The sequence below is a fragment of the Streptomyces auratus genome (assembly GCF_050433025.1).
GTDB classification, from domain to species: Bacteria; Actinomycetota; Actinomycetes; order Streptomycetales; family Streptomycetaceae; genus Streptomyces; species Streptomyces sioyaensis.
In genome coordinates, this window is record NZ_JBNGCB010000003.1 from 120,384 (window position 1) to 137,239 (window position 16,856).

A 16,856-nucleotide genomic window follows, 5' to 3' on the forward strand; every position below is an offset into this window, starting at 1 on the left:
CGCATACGCATAGTCCGTTCGGGCCATTCAAGATTGGGCCCGAAGGGGGTGTTGCGCCCTGTCTGCCTTCCGTAACGTCCTCAACTGGCAACGGTGAATATGCCGATTGCCGCCGTGGGGGAGCCTCGATTCGGGAGAGGACGGCGCCAGCATGAGCTGGGTAACCGACTGGAGTGCACAGGCAGCCTGCCGCACTACCGATCCGGATGAACTGTTCGTTCAAGGGGCGGCGCAGAACCGCGCCAAGGCGGTGTGCACCGGATGCCCGGTGCGCACGGAGTGCCTGGCCGACGCCCTGGACAACCGGGTGGAGTTCGGCGTGTGGGGCGGGATGACCGAACGCGAGCGGAGGGCGCTGCTGCGTCGCCGCCCGACCGTGACGTCGTGGCGCCGGCTGTTGGAGACAGCGCGTACGGAATACGAGCGCAGCACGGGCATCCTGTCCGTGGACTGTGAGGACGAGATGTTCGACGAGTTCGCCGCGGTCGGGTAGCCGCGGGTCCGGCCGGCAGAACATGGCCGAGAACGTTCGGCTGATGGCTCGGTCCGGTCGTTCCGGCGTGGCATGCCGGTCAGTGGCCTTGGCGCTCCCTGGAGTTGGGGGAGGCGAGGGGCCGGAGTGCGGTTCGGTGCGCCCCTTGGATGTGCAGGCGAGGGGCGCTGTGTGGCGGGTGGGTGGCGCGGATGATTGGCTGGGCCGGCGTACGTACGGCTCAGTCGTCTACGTACGGCTCAGCCGTCGGTGTCCGTGCCCTCGGTATCCGTGAGGTTCAGCGCCAGCCGGTCGCCGATGGCGCGCAGTCCCGCGAGGTCGTGAACATCGCCGGGCAGCGCTGCGACCTGCGTTACCGGAACCTCGGGATGCAGCGCGGTGAAGCGGTCCCGCGTGCGCCGTTCGCGCGCGAGGACCTGCATGCGTTCCGCGTGCAGTTGGAGCAGCCCGGCGGCCAGTTGTGCTGCCGAGGCCGAGGTGGGTGTCACATGCTCCGCCGCGGCGGGGGAGGGGCCGCCGGCGGTACGTGATCCAGCCTTCCCGCCGCCGAGATCCACAATGCCGCCGGTTTCAAGATTATTTTCTGCGCGGGCGGCGGACGGTGGGTCGGTGTCGTCCCCGGCGTCCGTGCCGGCGTCCGCATGGGTGTCCTCGGCCCGCTGGTCCGTCAGGGCCTCCGCGGCGGCCAGTGCGCGCTCGGCGCTGAGTTGGGACGCGCCGCTGCCGTGCACCCGGTTCAGCACCAGGCCGGCCAGCGGCATCTGCTCGGCGGCCAGCCGCTCGACGAAGTAGGCCGCCTCGCGCAGCGCGTCCCGCTCCGGCGCGGCCACCACGAGGAACGCCGTGCCGGGCGCCTGTAGCAGCCGGTAGGTGGCGTCCGCGCGGGTGCGGAAGCCGCCGAACATGGTGTCCATGGCGGCCACGAATGTCTGCACATCCCGCAGGAGTTGCCCGCCCATGAGCTTGCTGAGGGTGCCGGTCATCATCGACATGCCGACGTTGAGGAACTTCATGCCGGCCCGGCCGCCGACCTTCGCCGGGGCCATCAGCACCCGGATGAACTTGCCGTCCAGGAAGGACCCGAGGCGCTTGGGCGCGTCCAGGAAGTCCAGCGCGGAGCGGCTCGGCGGGGTGTCGACGACGATCAGATCCCACTCGTCGTGCGCGCGGAGCTGGCCGAGCTTCTCCATGGCCATGTACTCCTGCGTGCCCGCGAAACCGGCCGACAGGGACTGGTAGAAGGGGTTCTCCAGGATCGCGCGGGCCCGGTCGGCATCCGCATGGCCCTCGACGATCTCGTCGAAGGTGCGCTTCATGTCCAGCATCATCGCGTGGAGTTCGCCGCCCGCGGACTCGTCGACGCCCTTGACCTGGCGCGGGACGTTGTCCAGCTCGGAGATGCCCATGGACTGGGCCAGCCGCCGGGCCGGGTCGATGGTCAGCACGACGACCCTGCGGCCGCGTTCGGCGGCGCGTACGCCCAGGGCCGCGGCGGTCGTGGTCTTGCCGACACCGCCCGAGCCGCAGCACACCACGATGCGGGTGTGCGGGTCGTCGATCAGTGCGTCGACCTCGAGCCGCGGGGCCGAGGCGTCCAGCGTCGTGTTGTCCGCGGTCATATGGGCCCCTGTTTCCGCAGGTCTCTCGCCAGGTGGTAGAGCCCGGCGAGGTCCACTCCCTCGGGGAGCAGCTCCAACTCGTAGGTGGGCAGGCCGATTGCGGTGAGTTCGGCATGCTCGGCGCGCTCCAGCTCGACCCGCTCGGCGTGTTCGCGCGCCTGCTCCAGCAGGGGGTCGATCAGCCGGTCTGCCAGGCCGCCGCGGCGGGCGCCGCCCAGACCGGCCTGGGAGAGCGCCTTGGCGACGCCCGCACGGGCCCCGCGGGCGGCGATGTCGAGGTCGCCGTTGTCCAGCAGCGCCGGGCGGGTCATGTTGATGACGATGCCGCCCACGGGGATGCCGGCGGCGCGCAACTCCTCGACGCCGTCCGCGGTTTCCTGGACGGGCATCTCCTCCAGGAGCGTCACCAGATGCACCGCGGTCTCCGGTGACTTCAGGACGCGCATCACGGCCTGCGCCTGATTGTGGATCGGGCCGATCTTCGCCAGGCCGGCGACCTCGTCGTTGACGTTCAGGAAGCGGGTGATGCGGCCGGTCGGCGGGGCGTCCATCACGACCGCGTCGTAGACGAACCTGCCGTTCTTGTCCTTGCGGCGGACCGCTTCGCAGGCCTTGCCGGTCAGCAGGACGTCCCGCAGGCCCGGCGCGATGGTCGTGGCGAAGTCGATCGCGCCGAGCTTCTTCAGCGCCCGGCCCGCGCTGCCGAGTTTGTAGAACATCTGGAGGTAGTCCAGGAGGGCGCGTTCGGCGTCGATGGCGAGGGCGTGGACCTCGCCGCCCGCGCGTCTTCCGGCGCTCCGGGGGGCCTCGCCCCCGGACTCGGTCCCGGGGGAGACCCGGAGCGCGGCACCGTCCGACGCCGGTGCCACCGCGATCTTGCGTTCCTCGTAGGGAAGCGCTTCGGTTTCGAACAGCTGGGCAATGCCCTGCCGGCCCTCGACCTCGACCAGGAGGGTACGGCGTCCCTCGGTGGCCAGGGCGAGGGCGAGGGCGGCGGCGACCGTGGTCTTGCCGGTGCCGCCCTTGCCGCTGACGACATGGAGCCTGCTCACGCCAAGGAGCCTAACCAGTCCGCGTCCCGGCTACGCCCGGGATGGCGCCTGGGACACCCCGGAGATCTGCCCGCGGTGCGTCAGGGACGGGTCAGGGATGTGCCGTAGGGGCCGGGTGACCGGGCACGTCGGCGCCGCGCGGGACGGGTGGTGGCGGACCACGGCGGACGGCGTCCACCGCCGCCGTGGACAGGCATTACGCTCGCCCCATGACCAAGTGGGAATACGCGACCGTGCCGCTGCTCGTGCACGCGACGAAGCAGATTCTGGACACCTGGGGCGAGGACGGCTGGGAGCTGGTCCAGGTCGTGCCGGGCCCGAACAACCCCGAACAACTGGTGGCCTACCTGAAGCGGGAGAAGCAGGCGTGAGCACGGTGGAAGACAAGATCGCGGAGCTCGGTCTCGCGCTGCCGCAGGTCGTGCCGCCGCTGGCCGCCTACCAGCCCGCGGTGCGCTCCGGCGCCTATGTGCACACCTCCGGCCAGCTGCCGATGGTCGACGGCGCGCTGCCGGCCACCGGCAAGGTCGGTGCCGAGGTCAGTGCGGAGCAGGCCAAGGAACTCGCCGCGACCTGTGCGCTCAACGCGCTGGCCGCCGTGAAGTCCGTCGTCGGCGACCTCGACAAGATCCAGCGGGTCGTGAAGGTCGTCGGCTTCGTGGCCTCCGCGCCGGACTTCACCGGGCAGCCGGGCGTGCTCAACGGCGCCAGCGAGCTGCTGGGCGAGATCCTCGGCGACAAGGGCGTGCACGCCCGGTCCGCGGTGGGCGTTGCGGTGCTGCCGCTCGACTCGCCGGTCGAGGTCGAGATCCAGGTGGAGATCGCCGAATAGACCCCTCGTGGGGGCGGTGACGTCCGCCCCGTGTGCGGTGCCCCGGTGGGCCCCTCGTCAGCAGGGGCCCACCGGCGCGAAAGTGGCCCTCGAACATCCGCGCGCGAGCGCATAGCATCCGGCCATGGCGTCCACGACCAATGGCCAGTGGTACCCGCCGGAGTGGCCGGACCGCATCCGGGCCCTCGCGAACGGCGAGCTGACCCCTTCCGAGCCCCGGCGGGCCGCGACCGTCCTGCTGTTGCGGGACTCCGCCGCCGGCGGCCCCGCCGTCCACATGCTGCGCAGACGCACCTCCATGGCCTTCGCCGGGGGTGCGTACGCCTATCCGGGCGGGTCGGTCGATCCGCGCGACGAACGCCCGGTGACCTGGGCCGGTCCCTCGCGCGCCCAATGGGCGGTCCGTATGGGCGTCGATCCGGCCACCGCACAGACCATCGTCTGCGCGGCGGTCCGTGAGACGTTCGAGGAGGCGGGCGTGCTGCTCGCCGGCGCCTCGGCCGACACGGTCGTCGCCGACACCACGGGCGAGGACTGGGAGGCGGACCGCGCCGCCCTGGTCGCCCACGAGCTGTCCTTCGCCGACTTCCTGGCCCGCCGCGGCCTGGTCCTGCGCTCCGACCTGCTGGGTGCCTGGGCCCGCTGGATCACCCCGGAGTTCGAACCGCGGCGCTACGACACCTGGTTCTTCGTCGCGGCGCTCCCCGAGGGCCAGCGGACGCGCAACGCCTCCACAGAGGCCGACCGCACGGTGTGGATCCGGCCCAAGGAGGCAGCCGACGGATACGACCGCGGCGAGCTGCTGATGATGCCGCCGACCATCGCGACGCTGCGCGGGCTCCAGCCGTACGCCTCCGTCGCGGACGCGCTGGCCGCCGCGGAGGCGCAGGATCTGACGCCGGTACTGGCCCGGGCCCGCCTCGTGGGCGGCGAGATCGAGCTGAGCTGGCCGGGACACGACGAATTCACCAAGCACATCGCGCAGACGGACACCGGCACCGGTGCTCCGGGGGATGCCGACGGCCCCTCGGACCGCCCCGGCCCCTCGGGAGGGACCCCCGCATGACCGAACCGACCGCTCTTCCCGGCCGGCCGCGCGGCGGGGTGCTCTCCGGGCCGGCCACCGCGCGCGCCCACTGTGTGCTGGCCCCGAACCCGTCGCCGATGACGCTGGACGGCACCAACACCTGGATCGTCGCCGAACCGGACTCCGACCTCGCCGTCGTCATCGACCCCGGGCCGCTCGACGAGGGCCACCTCCAGGCCGTCATCGACATCGCCGAGCAGGCCGGCAAGCGCATCGCGCTGACCCTGCTGACCCACGGTCACCCGGACCACGCCGACGGCGCCGCCCGCTTCGCGGAGCTGACCCGTTCGGCCGTACGGGCGCTCGACCCGGCGCTGCGCCTGGGGGAGGAGGGGCTCGACGCGGGCGATGTCATCACCACCGGAGGCCTGGAGCTGCGTGTGGTGTCCACACCGGGCCACACCGCGGACTCGCTCTCCTTCCACCTCCCGGCCGATCGTGCGGTCCTCACCGGCGACACGATCCTGGGGCGCGGCACCACGGTGGTCGCCCACCCCGACGGGCGGCTGGGCGACTATCTGGACTCGCTGCGCCGGCTGCGCTCGCTCACCGTCGACGACGGGGTGGCGACGGTCCTGCCGGGCCACGGGCCGGTGCTGAACGATGCCCAGGGGGCCGTGGAGTTCTATCTGGCGCACCGCGCCCACCGGCTCGCCCAGGTGGAGACCGCCGTCGAGGCCGGCCACCGCATGCCCGAGGAAGTCGTCGCGAGCGTGTACGCCGACGTCGACCGCTCCCTGTGGCCCGCCGCCGAGCTGTCGGTCCGGGCGCAGCTGGACTACCTGGGCGAACACGGACTCATCGACTGCTGACGCCGCGGGCGGGCCTCCCCGACGGCGGAGAGGCTCCGTCAGCGGTCCTCCGGGCGGGGCGCCTTCGCCCCGTGGACGGCCAGATATTCGCCGGCCAGCCAGGGGGCGAGGCCGCTGAGCAGCTCGTCCAGCAGCTCCGGGTGGGCAGCGGGCGCCCGGGCGGCGCGGGCGGCGGCGCGCATCTGCCCGGCGTGCGCCGGGTAGTAGTGGCCGAACACCTCCGCGGACTCGGCGAGGTCACTGGTCCAGCCACCCCAGCGCGGCATGACCAGGGTGAACCCGGTCCGTACGAGCCGGCGCGTCACGCCCCGGGTCAGCCGGGCGCGCTCGGCTTCCGTGGTGGCCGCCGCGGCCCGCTCGCGCAGACCGGGCAGGCCGCGGAAGAGATCGCCGTTGGTCTCCCGGGCGAGGAGCGAGGTGGGGCGGTAACGGGGCAGTCGGGCGGCGAGATCCGGGCCGCTGAGCGGGGTGCACAGGCAGGCCACGAACCATCCCAGGTCGTGGCGCTCCCGCTCGCTCAGCAGGCGGGCCGTGCTGAACAGCAGGATCCCTGCACCGTTGAGCTGCGGAAAGGCGGTGTCGAGCCGGTCCTCCAGGGCGCGCGCGGCGGCGTGGTCGGCGTCGGTGGGCTCCTCCCGCAGGGCGAGCAGCGCATCGAGGTCGGAGACTCCGGGGACGGCCGTGCCGCGCGGGATGCTGCCGAAGAGATAGCTGCTGTGCAGGCGCTCCGGGCCGAAGTGCGCGCCGAGCCGGGCACCGAGCTCCGCCACGACGGGCGCGAACCGCGCGGACACCCGGTCCAGGGACCCTTCCCGTACGAAGTGGCCGTCCTCGTCCAGCCCGGTGCCGTTGGTCATGGGCGGCACTATGGCGAAGAGTGTGGCGGCGCCGCGAGTGGTTAACGGGCGGCGGGGCGCGGCGAGTGCATCTCGCGCCCGGCTCCTCGAGTGGATCTCGCGCCCGGCTCCGCGAGTGGATCTCGCGCCCGGCTCCGCGAGCGGACGGTGGCCCCGCGGCGCCGCGGCGGCACAGGGGCGCCGCCGGCCATGGCGAAGGGCCCCGCCGGAGCGGGGCCCTTCCAAGGCAGTCCGTGCGCCGGATCAGCGCGAGCGCTTGGCCAGCCGCTCGACGTCCAGCAGGATCACGGCGCGCGCCTCCAGGCGCAGCCAGCCGCGGCCCGCGAAGTCGGCGAGCGCCTTGTTGACCGTCTCACGGGAGGCGCCCACCAGCTGGGCCAGCTCCTCCTGGGTCAGGTCGTGCACGACATGGATGCCCTCCTCGGACTGCACACCGAAGCGGCGCGACAGGTCCAGCAGGGCGCGGGCCACCCGGCCCGGCACATCCGAGAAGACCAGGTCGGACATCTGGTCATTGGTCTTGCGCAGCCGACGGGCGACCGCCCGCAGCAGCGCCGTGGCGACCTCGGGGCGGGCATTCAGCCAGGGCTGGAGGTCGCCGTGGCCCAGACCGAGGAGCTTGACCTCGGTGAGGGCGGAGGCGGTGGCCGTGCGCGGGCCCGGGTCGAAGAGCGAGAGCTCTCCGATCAGCTCCCCGGGGCCGAGGACGGCGAGCATGTTTTCCCGGCCGTCGGGGGAGGTGCGGTGCAGCTTCACCTTGCCCTCGGTGACCACATACAGGCGGTCGCCGGGGTCCCCTTCGTGGAACAGGGCGTCGCCGCGGGCGAGCGTGACCTCTCCCATCGAGGCGCGCAGCTCGGCCGCCTGCTCGTCATCGAGCGCCGCGAAGAGCGGTGCGCGCCGCAGAACGTCGTCCACGAGTTCTCTCCTTGTCGACATGCTCCGGGGGACTGTGGTCCCCATCATGCCGGAATGCAAAACAGTGCGATCAATCACAAGTTTGCCGGACCGGTGCCCCGAGCCATAAGGCAGGGGGCCGATTGGAGTCACGATTCCCGGCGATCAAGCCGGATGTCAGTGGCTGGCCTTACTCTGGCCGAGTGTCCAATACCTAGGTGAGAGCAGAGGACTGGGGGGCCGGACGGGTGAGTGCAGGGCGTGATTCCGCTGTGGGCGAACAGCCGTCCGGTCGCGCCTCGAGTTCGGATAAACGTAACAAATCGACTCCAGGGGTGTCGGCCGTCCGGAAGCCGGCCGTCCGGCAGCCCGGCGCGTCGCGACCGGCGGCGCCGCACACCACCGCACCGACCGCCGCGGAACAGAGCCCGGTAGGCAAGACCTCGGCAGGGAAGAAGGCCGCCGTGAACGAAACCCCCGAGAAGCCGGCGGCCGCCAAGAAGGCCGTCGCCAAGAAGGCCACGGCGAAGAAGGCCGTCGCGAAGAAGGCCGTGGCGAAGAAGACCGCCGCGGCCGCCGGGCAGGCTCCCGCCCGGACGACCGCCACCAAGAAGACGGCGGCCAAGAAGACCGCGGCCACGCAGGCCCCCGCCCAGAAGACCCCCGCCCGCAAGCCCGAGTCCCGGGTCGCGATGGTGCGGCGGGCCCGCCGGATCAACCGTGAGCTGGCCGAGCTGTATCCGTACGCCCACCCCGAGCTGGACTTCACCAACCCCTTCGAGCTGCTGGTCGCCACGGTCCTGTCCGCGCAGACCACCGACCTGAGGGTCAACCAGACCACGCCGCGCCTGTTCGCGGTCTGCCCGACGCCCGAGGACATGGCCGCCATGGACCCGGAGCGGCTGGAGGAGCTGATCCGGCCGACCGGCTTCTTCCGGGCCAAGGCGAAGTCGCTGCTGGGCCTGTCCGCGGCGCTGCGCGACCGCTTCGGCGGCGAGGTGCCGGGCCGCCTGGAGGACCTCGTCACCCTCCCCGGGGTCGGCCGCAAGACCGCCAATGTGGTGCTGGGCAACGCCTTCGGCGTCCCCGGAATCACCGTCGACACGCACTTCGGACGCCTCGCCCGCCGCTTCGGCTGGACCACCGCGGAGGACGCCGAGAAGGTCGAGGCGGACGTCGCCGGGATCTTCCCCAAGAGCGAGTGGACGATGCTCTCGCACCGCGTCGTCTTCCACGGCCGCCGCGTCTGCCACTCCCGCAAGCCCGCCTGCGGCGCCTGCGCCATCGCCCCGCTGTGCCCGGCGTACGGCGAGGGCGAGACGGACCCGGAGAAGGCGAAGAAGCTGCTCAAGTACGAGCTGGGGGGCCAGCCGGGACAGCGGCTGAAGCCGCCGGCCGACTATCCGGGGCAGCCCGCGCCCCCCATGGCGCCCCCGGCGGCCGCCTCGTGACGGCAGCCGTCCAGAGGTGACCGACGATCGATGCCAGGCCTGAGGGGGCGCGGATGAGAAGTGCACGGGAGCAGCGGTACGACGAGGAGGCGGGCATGCGCGGCGCGGCGCCCGGTCCGAAGATCCCGGTCTCCGCCGACGGCCTGCCCGAGTGGCTGGCCCCGGTGGCCCGCGCGGCCGCCACGATCCAGCCGCGCCAGCTCAGCCGCTTTCTGCCGCCGGAGAGTGGCGGCCGGCAGTCCGCGGTCCTGATCCTCTTCGGCCATGGCTCGCGCGGCCCCGAGCTGCTCCTGATGGAGCGCGCCGGCACCCTGCGCTCCCATGCCGGCCAGCCCTCCTTCCCCGGAGGTGCCCTCGACCCGGAGGACGGCGATGCCGACGGGCCCGGCCCGGTGCGGGCGGCGCTGCGCGAGGCTCAGGAGGAGACCGGCCTCGACCCGTCCGGTGTCCAGGTCTTCGGGGTGCTGCCGCGGCTCTACATCCCCGTCAGCGGCTTCGTGGTGACACCCGTGTTGGGGTGGTGGCGCCGGCCGAGCCCGGTCGGTGCGGTCGACCAGGCGGAGACCGCCCGGGTGTTCACGGTTCCCGTGGCGGATCTCACGGACCCGGCCCATCGGGTGACGACGCGCCACCCCAGTGGCCACACCGGACCCGCATTCCTTGTCGAGAATGCTCTGGTCTGGGGCTTTACGGCCGGAGTGATCGACCGGATCCTGCATTACGCGGGCTGGGAGATTCCGTGGGACCGTGACAAGGCGGTCCCACTCGACTGGCGCTCATGAGACGGTGGCGGGCGTGAACGTCCTGGACATCCTGCTGCTGGTCGCGGCCGTGTGGTTCGCGATCGTCGGCTATCGGCAAGGTTTTGTCGTCGGCATCCTGTCCGTGATCGGCTTCCTCGGAGGCGGCCTGGTCGCGGTCTATCTGCTGCCCGTGATCTGGAACGAGATCACCGGTGATGCGACACCCGGCACCTTCGCGGCCATCGCGGCGGTCGCCATCGTCATCGTGTGCGCATCCGTGGGCCAGGCGCTCACCACCCATCTGGGCAACAAACTGCGCCGCCACATCACCTGGTCACCGGCCAGAGCGCTGGACGCGACCGGCGGCGCGCTGGTCAACGTCCTGGCGATGCTGCTGGTCGCCTGGCTGATCGGCTCGGCGCTGGCCGGTACGTCCCTGCCGACCCTCGGCAAGGAGGTCCGCAACTCCAAGGTGCTGCTGGGCGTGTCCCGGGTGATGCCCCAGCAGGCCAGCACGTGGTTCGCCGACTTCTCCTCGGTCCTCGCCCAGAACGGCTTCCCGCAAGTCTTCACGCCGTTCTCCAACGAGCCGATCAACAATGTGCCCGCGCCCGACCCGAAGCTCGCCACCAGCCCGGTGGCGGCACAGGCCAGGCGCAGCATCGTCAAGGTCGTCGGTACGGCTCCCGGTTGCGGCAAGGTCCTCGAAGGCAGCGGCTTCGTCTTCGGCCGGCACCGCGTGATGACGAACGCCCATGTCGTCGGCGGGGTGCGCGAGCCGACCGTCCAGGTGGGCGGCGAGGGCCGCACGTACGGCGCCAAGGTCGTGCTCTACGACTGGCAGCGCGATATCGCGGTCCTGGACGTACCGTCGCTGAGCGCCCCGGCGCTCCGGTTCGCCGGCCCGGACGCACGCAGCGGCAACAACGCCATCGTTGCCGGCTTCCCGGAGAACGGCGGCTATGACGTCCGCGCCGCCCGTATCCGCGGCCGTATCCAGGCGAACGGCCCGGACATCTACCACCGCGCCACGGTCCGCCGCGATGTCTACTCCCTCTACGCCACGGTCCGGCAGGGCAACTCCGGCGGCCCGCTGCTCACGCCGAAGGGCGAGGTCTACGGCGTCGTCTTCGCGAAGTCGCTGGACGATTCGCACACCGGCTACGCCCTGACCTCCGACGAGATCCGTTCGGACATCGTCAAGGGGCGTACGGCCGAGCAGCAGGTCGACAGCCAGGGCTGCGCGATCTGAGTCCGAGGGAGCGGCACGACGGGCGCGGGGAGCAGGGCTTCCCGCGCCTCGCCGGCGGGTCCGGGTGTGTCAGGTACGGGGATGGCGTAGTCGCGCGCTCATCCAGCGCGCTCTGCGGCGCAGGATCCGCGGGATGCCCATCGGGTGCGCCGGGTCGGGGGACGGTCCGGACCCGAGGTCCGGGGTTCCCCTGCCCTGAGTACCCACTGCAGCGGCACTGCTGCGGCGGTTGCGTGCCACGTCACGGTAGTCGTGCGTCCAGCCCATACCTTCGACTCTGCCCGTGGCCCAAGGTCGGTAACCGCCTCGGGGACCGCCAATTGGCCTATGCGCCGGGCAATTGGCTGTTCGTCATACGAGCGTTCGAGAGTGGGACGCGAGTACCCCGTTCAGCGGGTCGGGCCGCCCGCTCAGCGGGGCACGGACGTCCGCACGAAAGGGCCGAGAAGGCTGCCTCAACGGCGCGGCCCGGGGCGTGTGTTGCCCCGGGCCGCCGGCCGCGCGCGGCTCGTCAGCGGTCCGGTTCCGGATCCTTCAGCCAGTTGATCAGTTCCGTGGAGAACGCCACCGGGTCCTCTTCGTGCGGGAAGTGCCCCAGGCCGTCGAACAGCCGCCAGCGGTACGGCGCTTCGACGTACTGGCCGGAGCCGGCCGCGCTGCGGGTGCGCATCACCGGGTCGAGGGAGCCGTGCAGATGCAGCGTCGGCACGCGTACCGGCCGCTTCATCCGGCGGTTGAACTGGATCCCGTCGGGGCGGGCCAGCGATCGCACCATCCAGCGGTACGGCTCGATCGAGCAGTGCGCCGTCGAGGGGATGCTCATCGCCCGCCGGTAGACCGCGAGCGCGTCCTCGTCCGGCAGCCGCGGGCCGGACCAGTCGTGGATCATCCGGCCCACCAGCTCCGCGTCGTCCGCCGTCAGCCGGCGTTCCGGCAGCCAGGGTCGCTGGAAGTTCCAGATGTGCGAACTCCGGGCGCTCTGCCGGACGTCGGCGAGCATCGCCGAACGCCAGCGGCGCGGATGCGGCATCGAGGCCACGGCCAGCCGGCGCACCAGCTTGGGCCGCATCACCGCAGCCGTCCAGGCGAGATAGCCGCCCAGGTCGTGCCCGACGAGTGCGGCGTCCGGTTCACCCAGGGACCGTATGACGCCGGTGATGTCCAGGGCGAGGTTCGCCGGGTCGTAGCCGCGCGGGGTGCGGTCGCTGCCGCCGACGCCCCGCAGGTCCATCGCCACCGCGCGGAAACCCGCCTCGGCAAGGGCCGGGAGCTGGTGCCGCCAGGTCCACCAGAACTGTGGAAAGCCGTGCAGGAGCAGCACCAGCGGGCCGTCACCCATCTCCGCGATGTGGAAGCGGGCGCCGTTGGCCGCGACGTCACGGTGGGACACCGCTTTCCCACCGGGGACGTCGAGCCGTACGACCGAGGCCGTGCTGTCGGGGGCTGTCATACCGATGAGCGTGTCACAGACTCCAGCACCGGGTGTTCCACCGGCGTCACGCGCGGGTGCGGCTTGGCCTTCTGGAGCACCGCCGCGGTCTCCTTCGCGGAGCTGATGGACCGCTCCGGCTTCTTGATCTTCTTCATCTTCGCCATCGCGAGGAGGGCCAGCAGTCCGGCGAGCACCAGGAAGGCACCCCCGACGATCAGGAAGGACCAGGCGAGCCCGAGGCCGAGGTTGTGGATGCCGTACGCCGCCGCGAAGCTCAGTACCGGCAGCGCGAACAGCGCCAGCGCGCCCGCCACCGAGAACGCCGCACCGCCGATGCCCGCCCGCTTGGCGTCCTGCCGGAACTCCGCCTTGGCCAGCGCGATCTCGTCGTGCATCAGCGCGGACATCTCGGCCGTGGCCGTGGCCACCAGCTGTCCGAGGCTGCGTTCCGTGCCGTTGTCGGCTGCGCTCATCGCCGTCTCCCTCTTCTCGTCACCCGGAAAAGCCTCTCAGATCATGCCGGATCATCGTCCTCGGCGTGCGTGCCGGAGGCCAGTTCGGCAAGCCGCCGGTGTTCCGCGGCCTTGGCTTCGTGGATGGCTGCCATCCGCAGATGGAATTCGGGCTTGTCGAGTTCGTAGATGTCCGGGATGCCGTCCTGGTCCTCGTCCCGCTCCTCGTCCTCGCACAGCGTCTTGTACTTGGCGTTGCGGACCTTGAGGAGGATGCCGGCGAAGACGGCCGCCAGCAGCGAGCCGATCAGTACGGATGCCTTGATCTCGTCGGTCAGGACCGGGTTTTCGGAGAAGGCGAGCTCGCCGATGAGCAGGGAGACGGTGAATCCGATACCGGCCAGGGAGGCGACGGCGAAGACGTCCGGCCACTTGAGGTCGGGGTTGAGCTGGGCCCTGGTGAAGCGGGCGGTGCACCAGGTGCCGCCGAAGATGCCGAGCATTTTGCCCACCACGAGGCCGAGCACGACCCCGAGCGTCTCCGGTCGGGTGAAGACGTCATGGACCGCGCCCCCGGACAGGGACACGCCCGCCGAGAAGAGCGCGAAGAGCGGTACGGCGAAGCCCGCCGAGAGCGGGCGGACCAGGTGCTCGATGTGCTCGCCCGGGGAGGAGGTCTCGCCCTCGCGCCGGGTGCAGCGCAGCATCAGGCCCATCGCGACGCCGGCGATGGTGGCGTGCACCCCGCTGTTCTCCATCAGGCCCCAGATGACCACGGCGAGCGGGACATAGACGTACCAGCCCCGGACGCCCTTGCGCAGCAGCAGGTAGAAGAGCACCAGCCCGGCGACGGAGAGCCCGAGCGCCAGGAAATTGATCGTCGAGGTGAAGAAGACCGCAATGATCAGGATCGCGAAGAGATCGTCGACCACCGCGAGGGTGAGCAGAAAGGCGCGCAGCGCGGCGGGCAGGGAGGTGCCGATCACGGCCAGGACGGCGAGGGCGAAGGCGATATCGGTGGCGGTGGGGACCGCCCAGCCCTGTAGTGAGCCGCCGCCGAGGCCGTTGACCGCGAAGTAGACGACCGCCGGCATCACCATCCCGCAGATCGCGGCGATCACGGGGAGCGCGGCGGCCCGTGGGTCGCGCAGCTCGCCGGCGACCAGTTCGCGCTTGAGCTCGATGCCGGCCACGAAGAAGAAGACCGCGAGCAGCCCGTTGGCGGCCCAGTGCTGGACGGACAGATCCAGGCCCACTGCGGACGGGCCGAGGTGGAAGCCGCGGACCGCCTCGTAGCTTCCGCCGAGGGTGTTTGCCCAGATCAGGGCTGCCACGGCGGCGGCGAGGAGGAGGATGCCGCCGACGGTCTCGGCGCGCAGCGCGTCCGCGAGGTAGTTCCGCTCGGGCAGGGACATACGTCCCAGGAATATGGAGCGGCGGTTGTTGGGCGCTCTCACGGGGTGACCTCCGGCAGCTGTGTACGGCTGTTGCAGTTGCCGACCAGACTTCCCGGCACACCCAGAGTTTCTTTGCGTTTCCTTGACGCGGTTCCCACCTTACCGGGCGGGTGCGGGGCGCTGTCCGATGGCCTTACTTTACGGGCAAAACGGCCGTCCGGCCGTCCGGCGGGCGGGCCGCCCTCCCCTCTGCTGGGCCGGCGGGCGGGCCGCCCTCCCCTCTGCTGGGCCGGACGTCGGAGGGCGTGCGGCGTGGCAGCGCGGCGGGTCCGGGTACGACGACGGGGGCGTCCGGCCGCACCGGCCGGACGCCCCCGTCATCCGTTCCGCTCAGTCCTCGCTTGCCGCGCTCGGCAGCTTCGCCTGGATCAGGTCCATGACCGAGGAATCGGTCAGCGTGGTGACGTCACCGAGGTCACGGTTCTCCGCGACATCGCGCAGCAGCCGCCGCATGATCTTGCCGGAGCGGGTCTTGGGCAGCTCCGCCACCGGCAGGATCCGCTTGGGCTTGGCGATCGGGCCGAGCTGCTGGGAGACATGGGCGCGCAGCTCTTCGACCAGGCCCTCGTCCTCCGCCGCACCGCCGCGCAGGATGACGAAGGCGCAGATGGCCTGGGTGGTCTGCGGGTCGGTGGCGCCGACGACCGCGGCCTCGGCCACCTTCGGATGCGACACCAGCGCCGACTCCACCTCGGTGGTGGAGATGTTGTGGCCGGACACCAGCATCACGTCATCCACCCGGCCGAGCAGCCAGATGTCGCCGTCCGTGTCCTTCTTGGCACCGTCACCGGCGAAGTACTTGCCCTCGAAGCGGGACCAGTACGTGTCGAGATAGCGCTGGTCGTCGCCCCAGATCGTGCGGAGCATGGCCGGCCAGGGCTCGGTCAGCACGAGGTAGCCGCCGGCGCCGTCGGGGACCTCGCGGGCGTCGTCGTCCACGACAGTCGCGGCGATACCGGGCAGCGCCATCTGGGCCGAGCCGGGCTTGGTCGCCGTGACGCCCGGCAGCGGGCTGAGCATCATGGCGCCCGTCTCGGTCTGCCACCAGGTGTCGACGATCGGCGTCGCATCGGCCCCGATGTGCTTGCGATACCACATCCATGCCTCGGGGTTGATCGGCTCGCCCACCGACCCCAGGACGCGCAGCGACGACAGATCGAACTTCGCCGGGATGTCGTCGCCCCACTTCATGCAGGCGCGGATCGCGGTCGGCGCGGTGTAGAGGATCGTCACGCCGTACTTCTGCACGATCTCCCACCAGCGGCCCTGGTGCGGGGTGTCGGGCGTGCCCTCGTAGAGCACCTCGGTGGCGCCGTTGGAGAGCGGGCCGTAGGTGATGTACGAGTGGCCGGTCACCCAGCCGACGTCGGCGGTGCACCAGAAGACGTCGGTCTCCGGCTTGAGGTCGAACACCGCGTGGTGGGTGTACGAGACCTGGGTGAGGTAGCCGCCGGTGGTGTGCAGGATGCCCTTGGGCTTACCCGTCGTGCCGGAGGTGTACAGGATGAACAGCGGGTGCTCGGCGTCGAAGGCCTCCGGCGTGTGCTGGTCGCTCTGCCGCTCGACGATGTCGTGCCACCACACGTCCCGGCCCTCGTGCCAGGCGACGCCCTCCTGGCCCGTGCGGCGGACGACCAGAACGCTGCGGACGTTCTCCGTGCCGGGCTTGGTCAGCGCGTCGTCGACGGCGGGCTTGAGGGCGGACGGCTTGCCGCGGCGGTAGCCGCCGTCGGCGGTGATCACCACGCGGGCGTCGGCGTCGTTGATGCGGGTGGCCAGCGCGTCCGCGGAGAAGCCGCCGAAGACGACGGAGTGCGGGGCGCCCAGGCGGGCGCAGGCCAGCATGGCGATGACCGCCTCCGGGATCATCGGCAGGTAGATGGCGACCCGGTCGCCGCTGCGCACACCCAGCTCGGTCAGCGCATGGGCGGCCTTGGAGACCTCGCGCTGGAGCTCGGCGTAGGTGATCGAGCGGGTGTCGCCCGGCTCCCCCTCGAAGTGGAGGGCGACCCGGTCGCCCAGGCCGTTCTCCACATGGCGGTCCACGCAGTTGTAGGCGACATTGAGCTTGCCGTCGGCGAACCACTTGGCGAAGGGTGCGTTGGACCAGTCGAGAGTCTGGGTCGGCGCGGTCTCCCAGGACAGTCTCTTGGCCTGTTCGGCCCAGAAGCCCAGCCGGTCTGCCGCGGCCTGCTCGTACGCGGCAGCCGTGACGTTGGCGTGCGCGGCCAGATCGGCGGGCGGTGCGAACCGCCGCTCCTCCTTGAGCAGGTTGGCGAGGCTTTCGTTGCTCACAACTTCTCCCATTCCCAGGGCGTCCGATGTGTCCCCAGGGCATAGCTCATCAGCCCACGCCTGGCCTGACAAGGGCTGTGGAAAAGAATTGGTGTAGACCTCTGCGTCGACGGTCCGTTCCTGGG

The 16,856-nt window shown here is 71.4% G+C and carries 17 protein-coding genes; 8 read left to right on the forward strand and 9 right to left on the reverse strand.

What is annotated here, in order from left to right; genetic code table 11:
- The first annotated feature begins 151 nt into the window (after positions 1-151).
- Complete coding sequence (locus BKA18_RS20060; protein ID WP_006604173.1) at positions 152-493, forward strand: WhiB family transcriptional regulator; 342 nt, start codon at positions 152-154, stop codon at positions 491-493.
- A gap of 239 nt (positions 494-732) precedes the next feature.
- Here the strand turns inward: BKA18_RS20060 and bagB are convergent, their stop codons facing one another.
- On the reverse strand, positions 733-2,112 hold the full coding sequence (gene bagB, locus BKA18_RS20065; protein ID WP_366044085.1) for an ATPase BagB: 1,380 nt from the start codon (positions 2,110-2,112) through the stop codon (positions 733-735).
- The gene (gene bagA / locus BKA18_RS20070; protein ID WP_366044086.1) at positions 2,109-3,164 is read right to left on the reverse strand and encodes an ATPase BagA; all 1,056 of its coding nucleotides are present in this window, start codon (positions 3,162-3,164) and stop codon (positions 2,109-2,111) included. The genes bagB and bagA overlap by 4 nt, the downstream gene beginning before the upstream one ends.
- Before the next feature lie 209 nt (positions 3,165-3,373).
- On the opposite strand from bagA, the gene sp36 reads away from it, so the two are divergent.
- The 4 genes from sp36 to BKA18_RS20090 all read left to right on the forward strand — a co-directional run bounded on the left by sp36 (position 3,374) and on the right by BKA18_RS20090 (position 5,895).
- Positions 3,374-3,535 (forward strand): Sp36 family protein, encoded by a 162-nt coding sequence (gene sp36 / locus BKA18_RS20075; RefSeq protein WP_003975360.1) that lies wholly within the window; start codon positions 3,374-3,376, stop codon positions 3,533-3,535.
- Positions 3,532-3,996, forward strand: coding sequence for a RidA family protein (locus BKA18_RS20080; RefSeq protein WP_006604169.1), 465 nt, complete (start codon positions 3,532-3,534; stop codon positions 3,994-3,996). Before sp36 ends, BKA18_RS20080 begins: the two co-directional genes overlap by 4 nt.
- A gap of 124 nt (positions 3,997-4,120) precedes the next feature.
- The gene (locus tag BKA18_RS20085) at positions 4,121-5,062 is read left to right on the forward strand and encodes an NUDIX hydrolase (protein ID WP_366044087.1); all 942 of its coding nucleotides are present in this window, start codon (positions 4,121-4,123) and stop codon (positions 5,060-5,062) included.
- Positions 5,059-5,895, forward strand: coding sequence for an MBL fold metallo-hydrolase (locus tag BKA18_RS20090; RefSeq protein WP_006604167.1), 837 nt, complete (start codon positions 5,059-5,061; stop codon positions 5,893-5,895). Before BKA18_RS20085 ends, BKA18_RS20090 begins: the two co-directional genes overlap by 4 nt.
- 38 nt (positions 5,896-5,933) lie before the next feature.
- On the opposite strand, the gene BKA18_RS20095 is transcribed toward BKA18_RS20090, so the two are convergent.
- Positions 5,934-6,752 carry a nucleotidyltransferase gene (locus BKA18_RS20095; RefSeq protein WP_366044088.1) on the reverse strand — a complete coding sequence of 273 codons (819 nt, stop codon included), beginning with the start codon at positions 6,750-6,752 and terminating at the stop codon, positions 5,934-5,936.
- Positions 6,753-6,995: 243 nt separating this feature from the next.
- On the reverse strand, positions 6,996-7,670 hold the full coding sequence (locus BKA18_RS20100; protein WP_006604164.1) for a Crp/Fnr family transcriptional regulator: 675 nt from the start codon (positions 7,668-7,670) through the stop codon (positions 6,996-6,998).
- Between the two features lie 251 nt (positions 7,671-7,921).
- Between BKA18_RS20100 and nth the strand changes: the two genes are divergently transcribed.
- The 3 genes from nth to BKA18_RS20115 are packed head-to-tail and all read left to right on the forward strand — an operon-like array spanning position 7,922 to position 11,095.
- The gene (nth, locus tag BKA18_RS20105; RefSeq protein ID WP_429638455.1) at positions 7,922-9,100 is read left to right on the forward strand and encodes an endonuclease III; all 1,179 of its coding nucleotides are present in this window, start codon (positions 7,922-7,924) and stop codon (positions 9,098-9,100) included.
- A 53-nt stretch (positions 9,101-9,153) separates the two neighbouring features.
- The gene (locus BKA18_RS20110; RefSeq protein ID WP_366044090.1) at positions 9,154-9,882 is read left to right on the forward strand and encodes an NUDIX hydrolase; all 729 of its coding nucleotides are present in this window, start codon (positions 9,154-9,156) and stop codon (positions 9,880-9,882) included.
- 13 nt (positions 9,883-9,895) lie between these two features.
- Entirely contained in the window at positions 9,896-11,095 is a 1,200-nt protein-coding gene (locus tag BKA18_RS20115) for a MarP family serine protease (RefSeq protein ID WP_366044091.1), read from the forward strand.
- 69 nt (positions 11,096-11,164) lie between these two features.
- Here the strand turns inward: BKA18_RS20115 and BKA18_RS20120 are convergent, their stop codons facing one another.
- From BKA18_RS20120 to acs, 5 genes are all read right to left on the reverse strand, one after another.
- Positions 11,165-11,362: a hypothetical protein gene (locus tag BKA18_RS20120; RefSeq protein ID WP_366044092.1), complete on the reverse strand. Its 198-nt coding sequence runs from the start codon at positions 11,360-11,362 to the stop codon at positions 11,165-11,167.
- Between the two features lie 244 nt (positions 11,363-11,606).
- Complete coding sequence (locus BKA18_RS20125; RefSeq protein WP_366044093.1) at positions 11,607-12,545, reverse strand: alpha/beta fold hydrolase; 939 nt, start codon at positions 12,543-12,545, stop codon at positions 11,607-11,609.
- The gene (locus BKA18_RS20130) at positions 12,542-13,000 is read right to left on the reverse strand and encodes a phage holin family protein (protein WP_366044094.1); all 459 of its coding nucleotides are present in this window, start codon (positions 12,998-13,000) and stop codon (positions 12,542-12,544) included. The genes BKA18_RS20125 and BKA18_RS20130 overlap by 4 nt, the downstream gene beginning before the upstream one ends.
- Before the next feature lie 41 nt (positions 13,001-13,041).
- Positions 13,042-14,436, reverse strand: a complete 1,395-nt coding sequence (gene nhaA / locus BKA18_RS20135; RefSeq protein WP_429638458.1) for a Na+/H+ antiporter NhaA — start codon at positions 14,434-14,436, stop codon at positions 13,042-13,044.
- A gap of 330 nt (positions 14,437-14,766) precedes the next feature.
- A complete protein-coding gene (gene acs / locus BKA18_RS20140; RefSeq protein ID WP_366044095.1) occupies positions 14,767-16,731 on the reverse strand; it encodes an acetate--CoA ligase in 1,965 nt (654 codons plus the stop codon).
- Positions 16,732-16,856 lie beyond the last annotated feature (125 nt).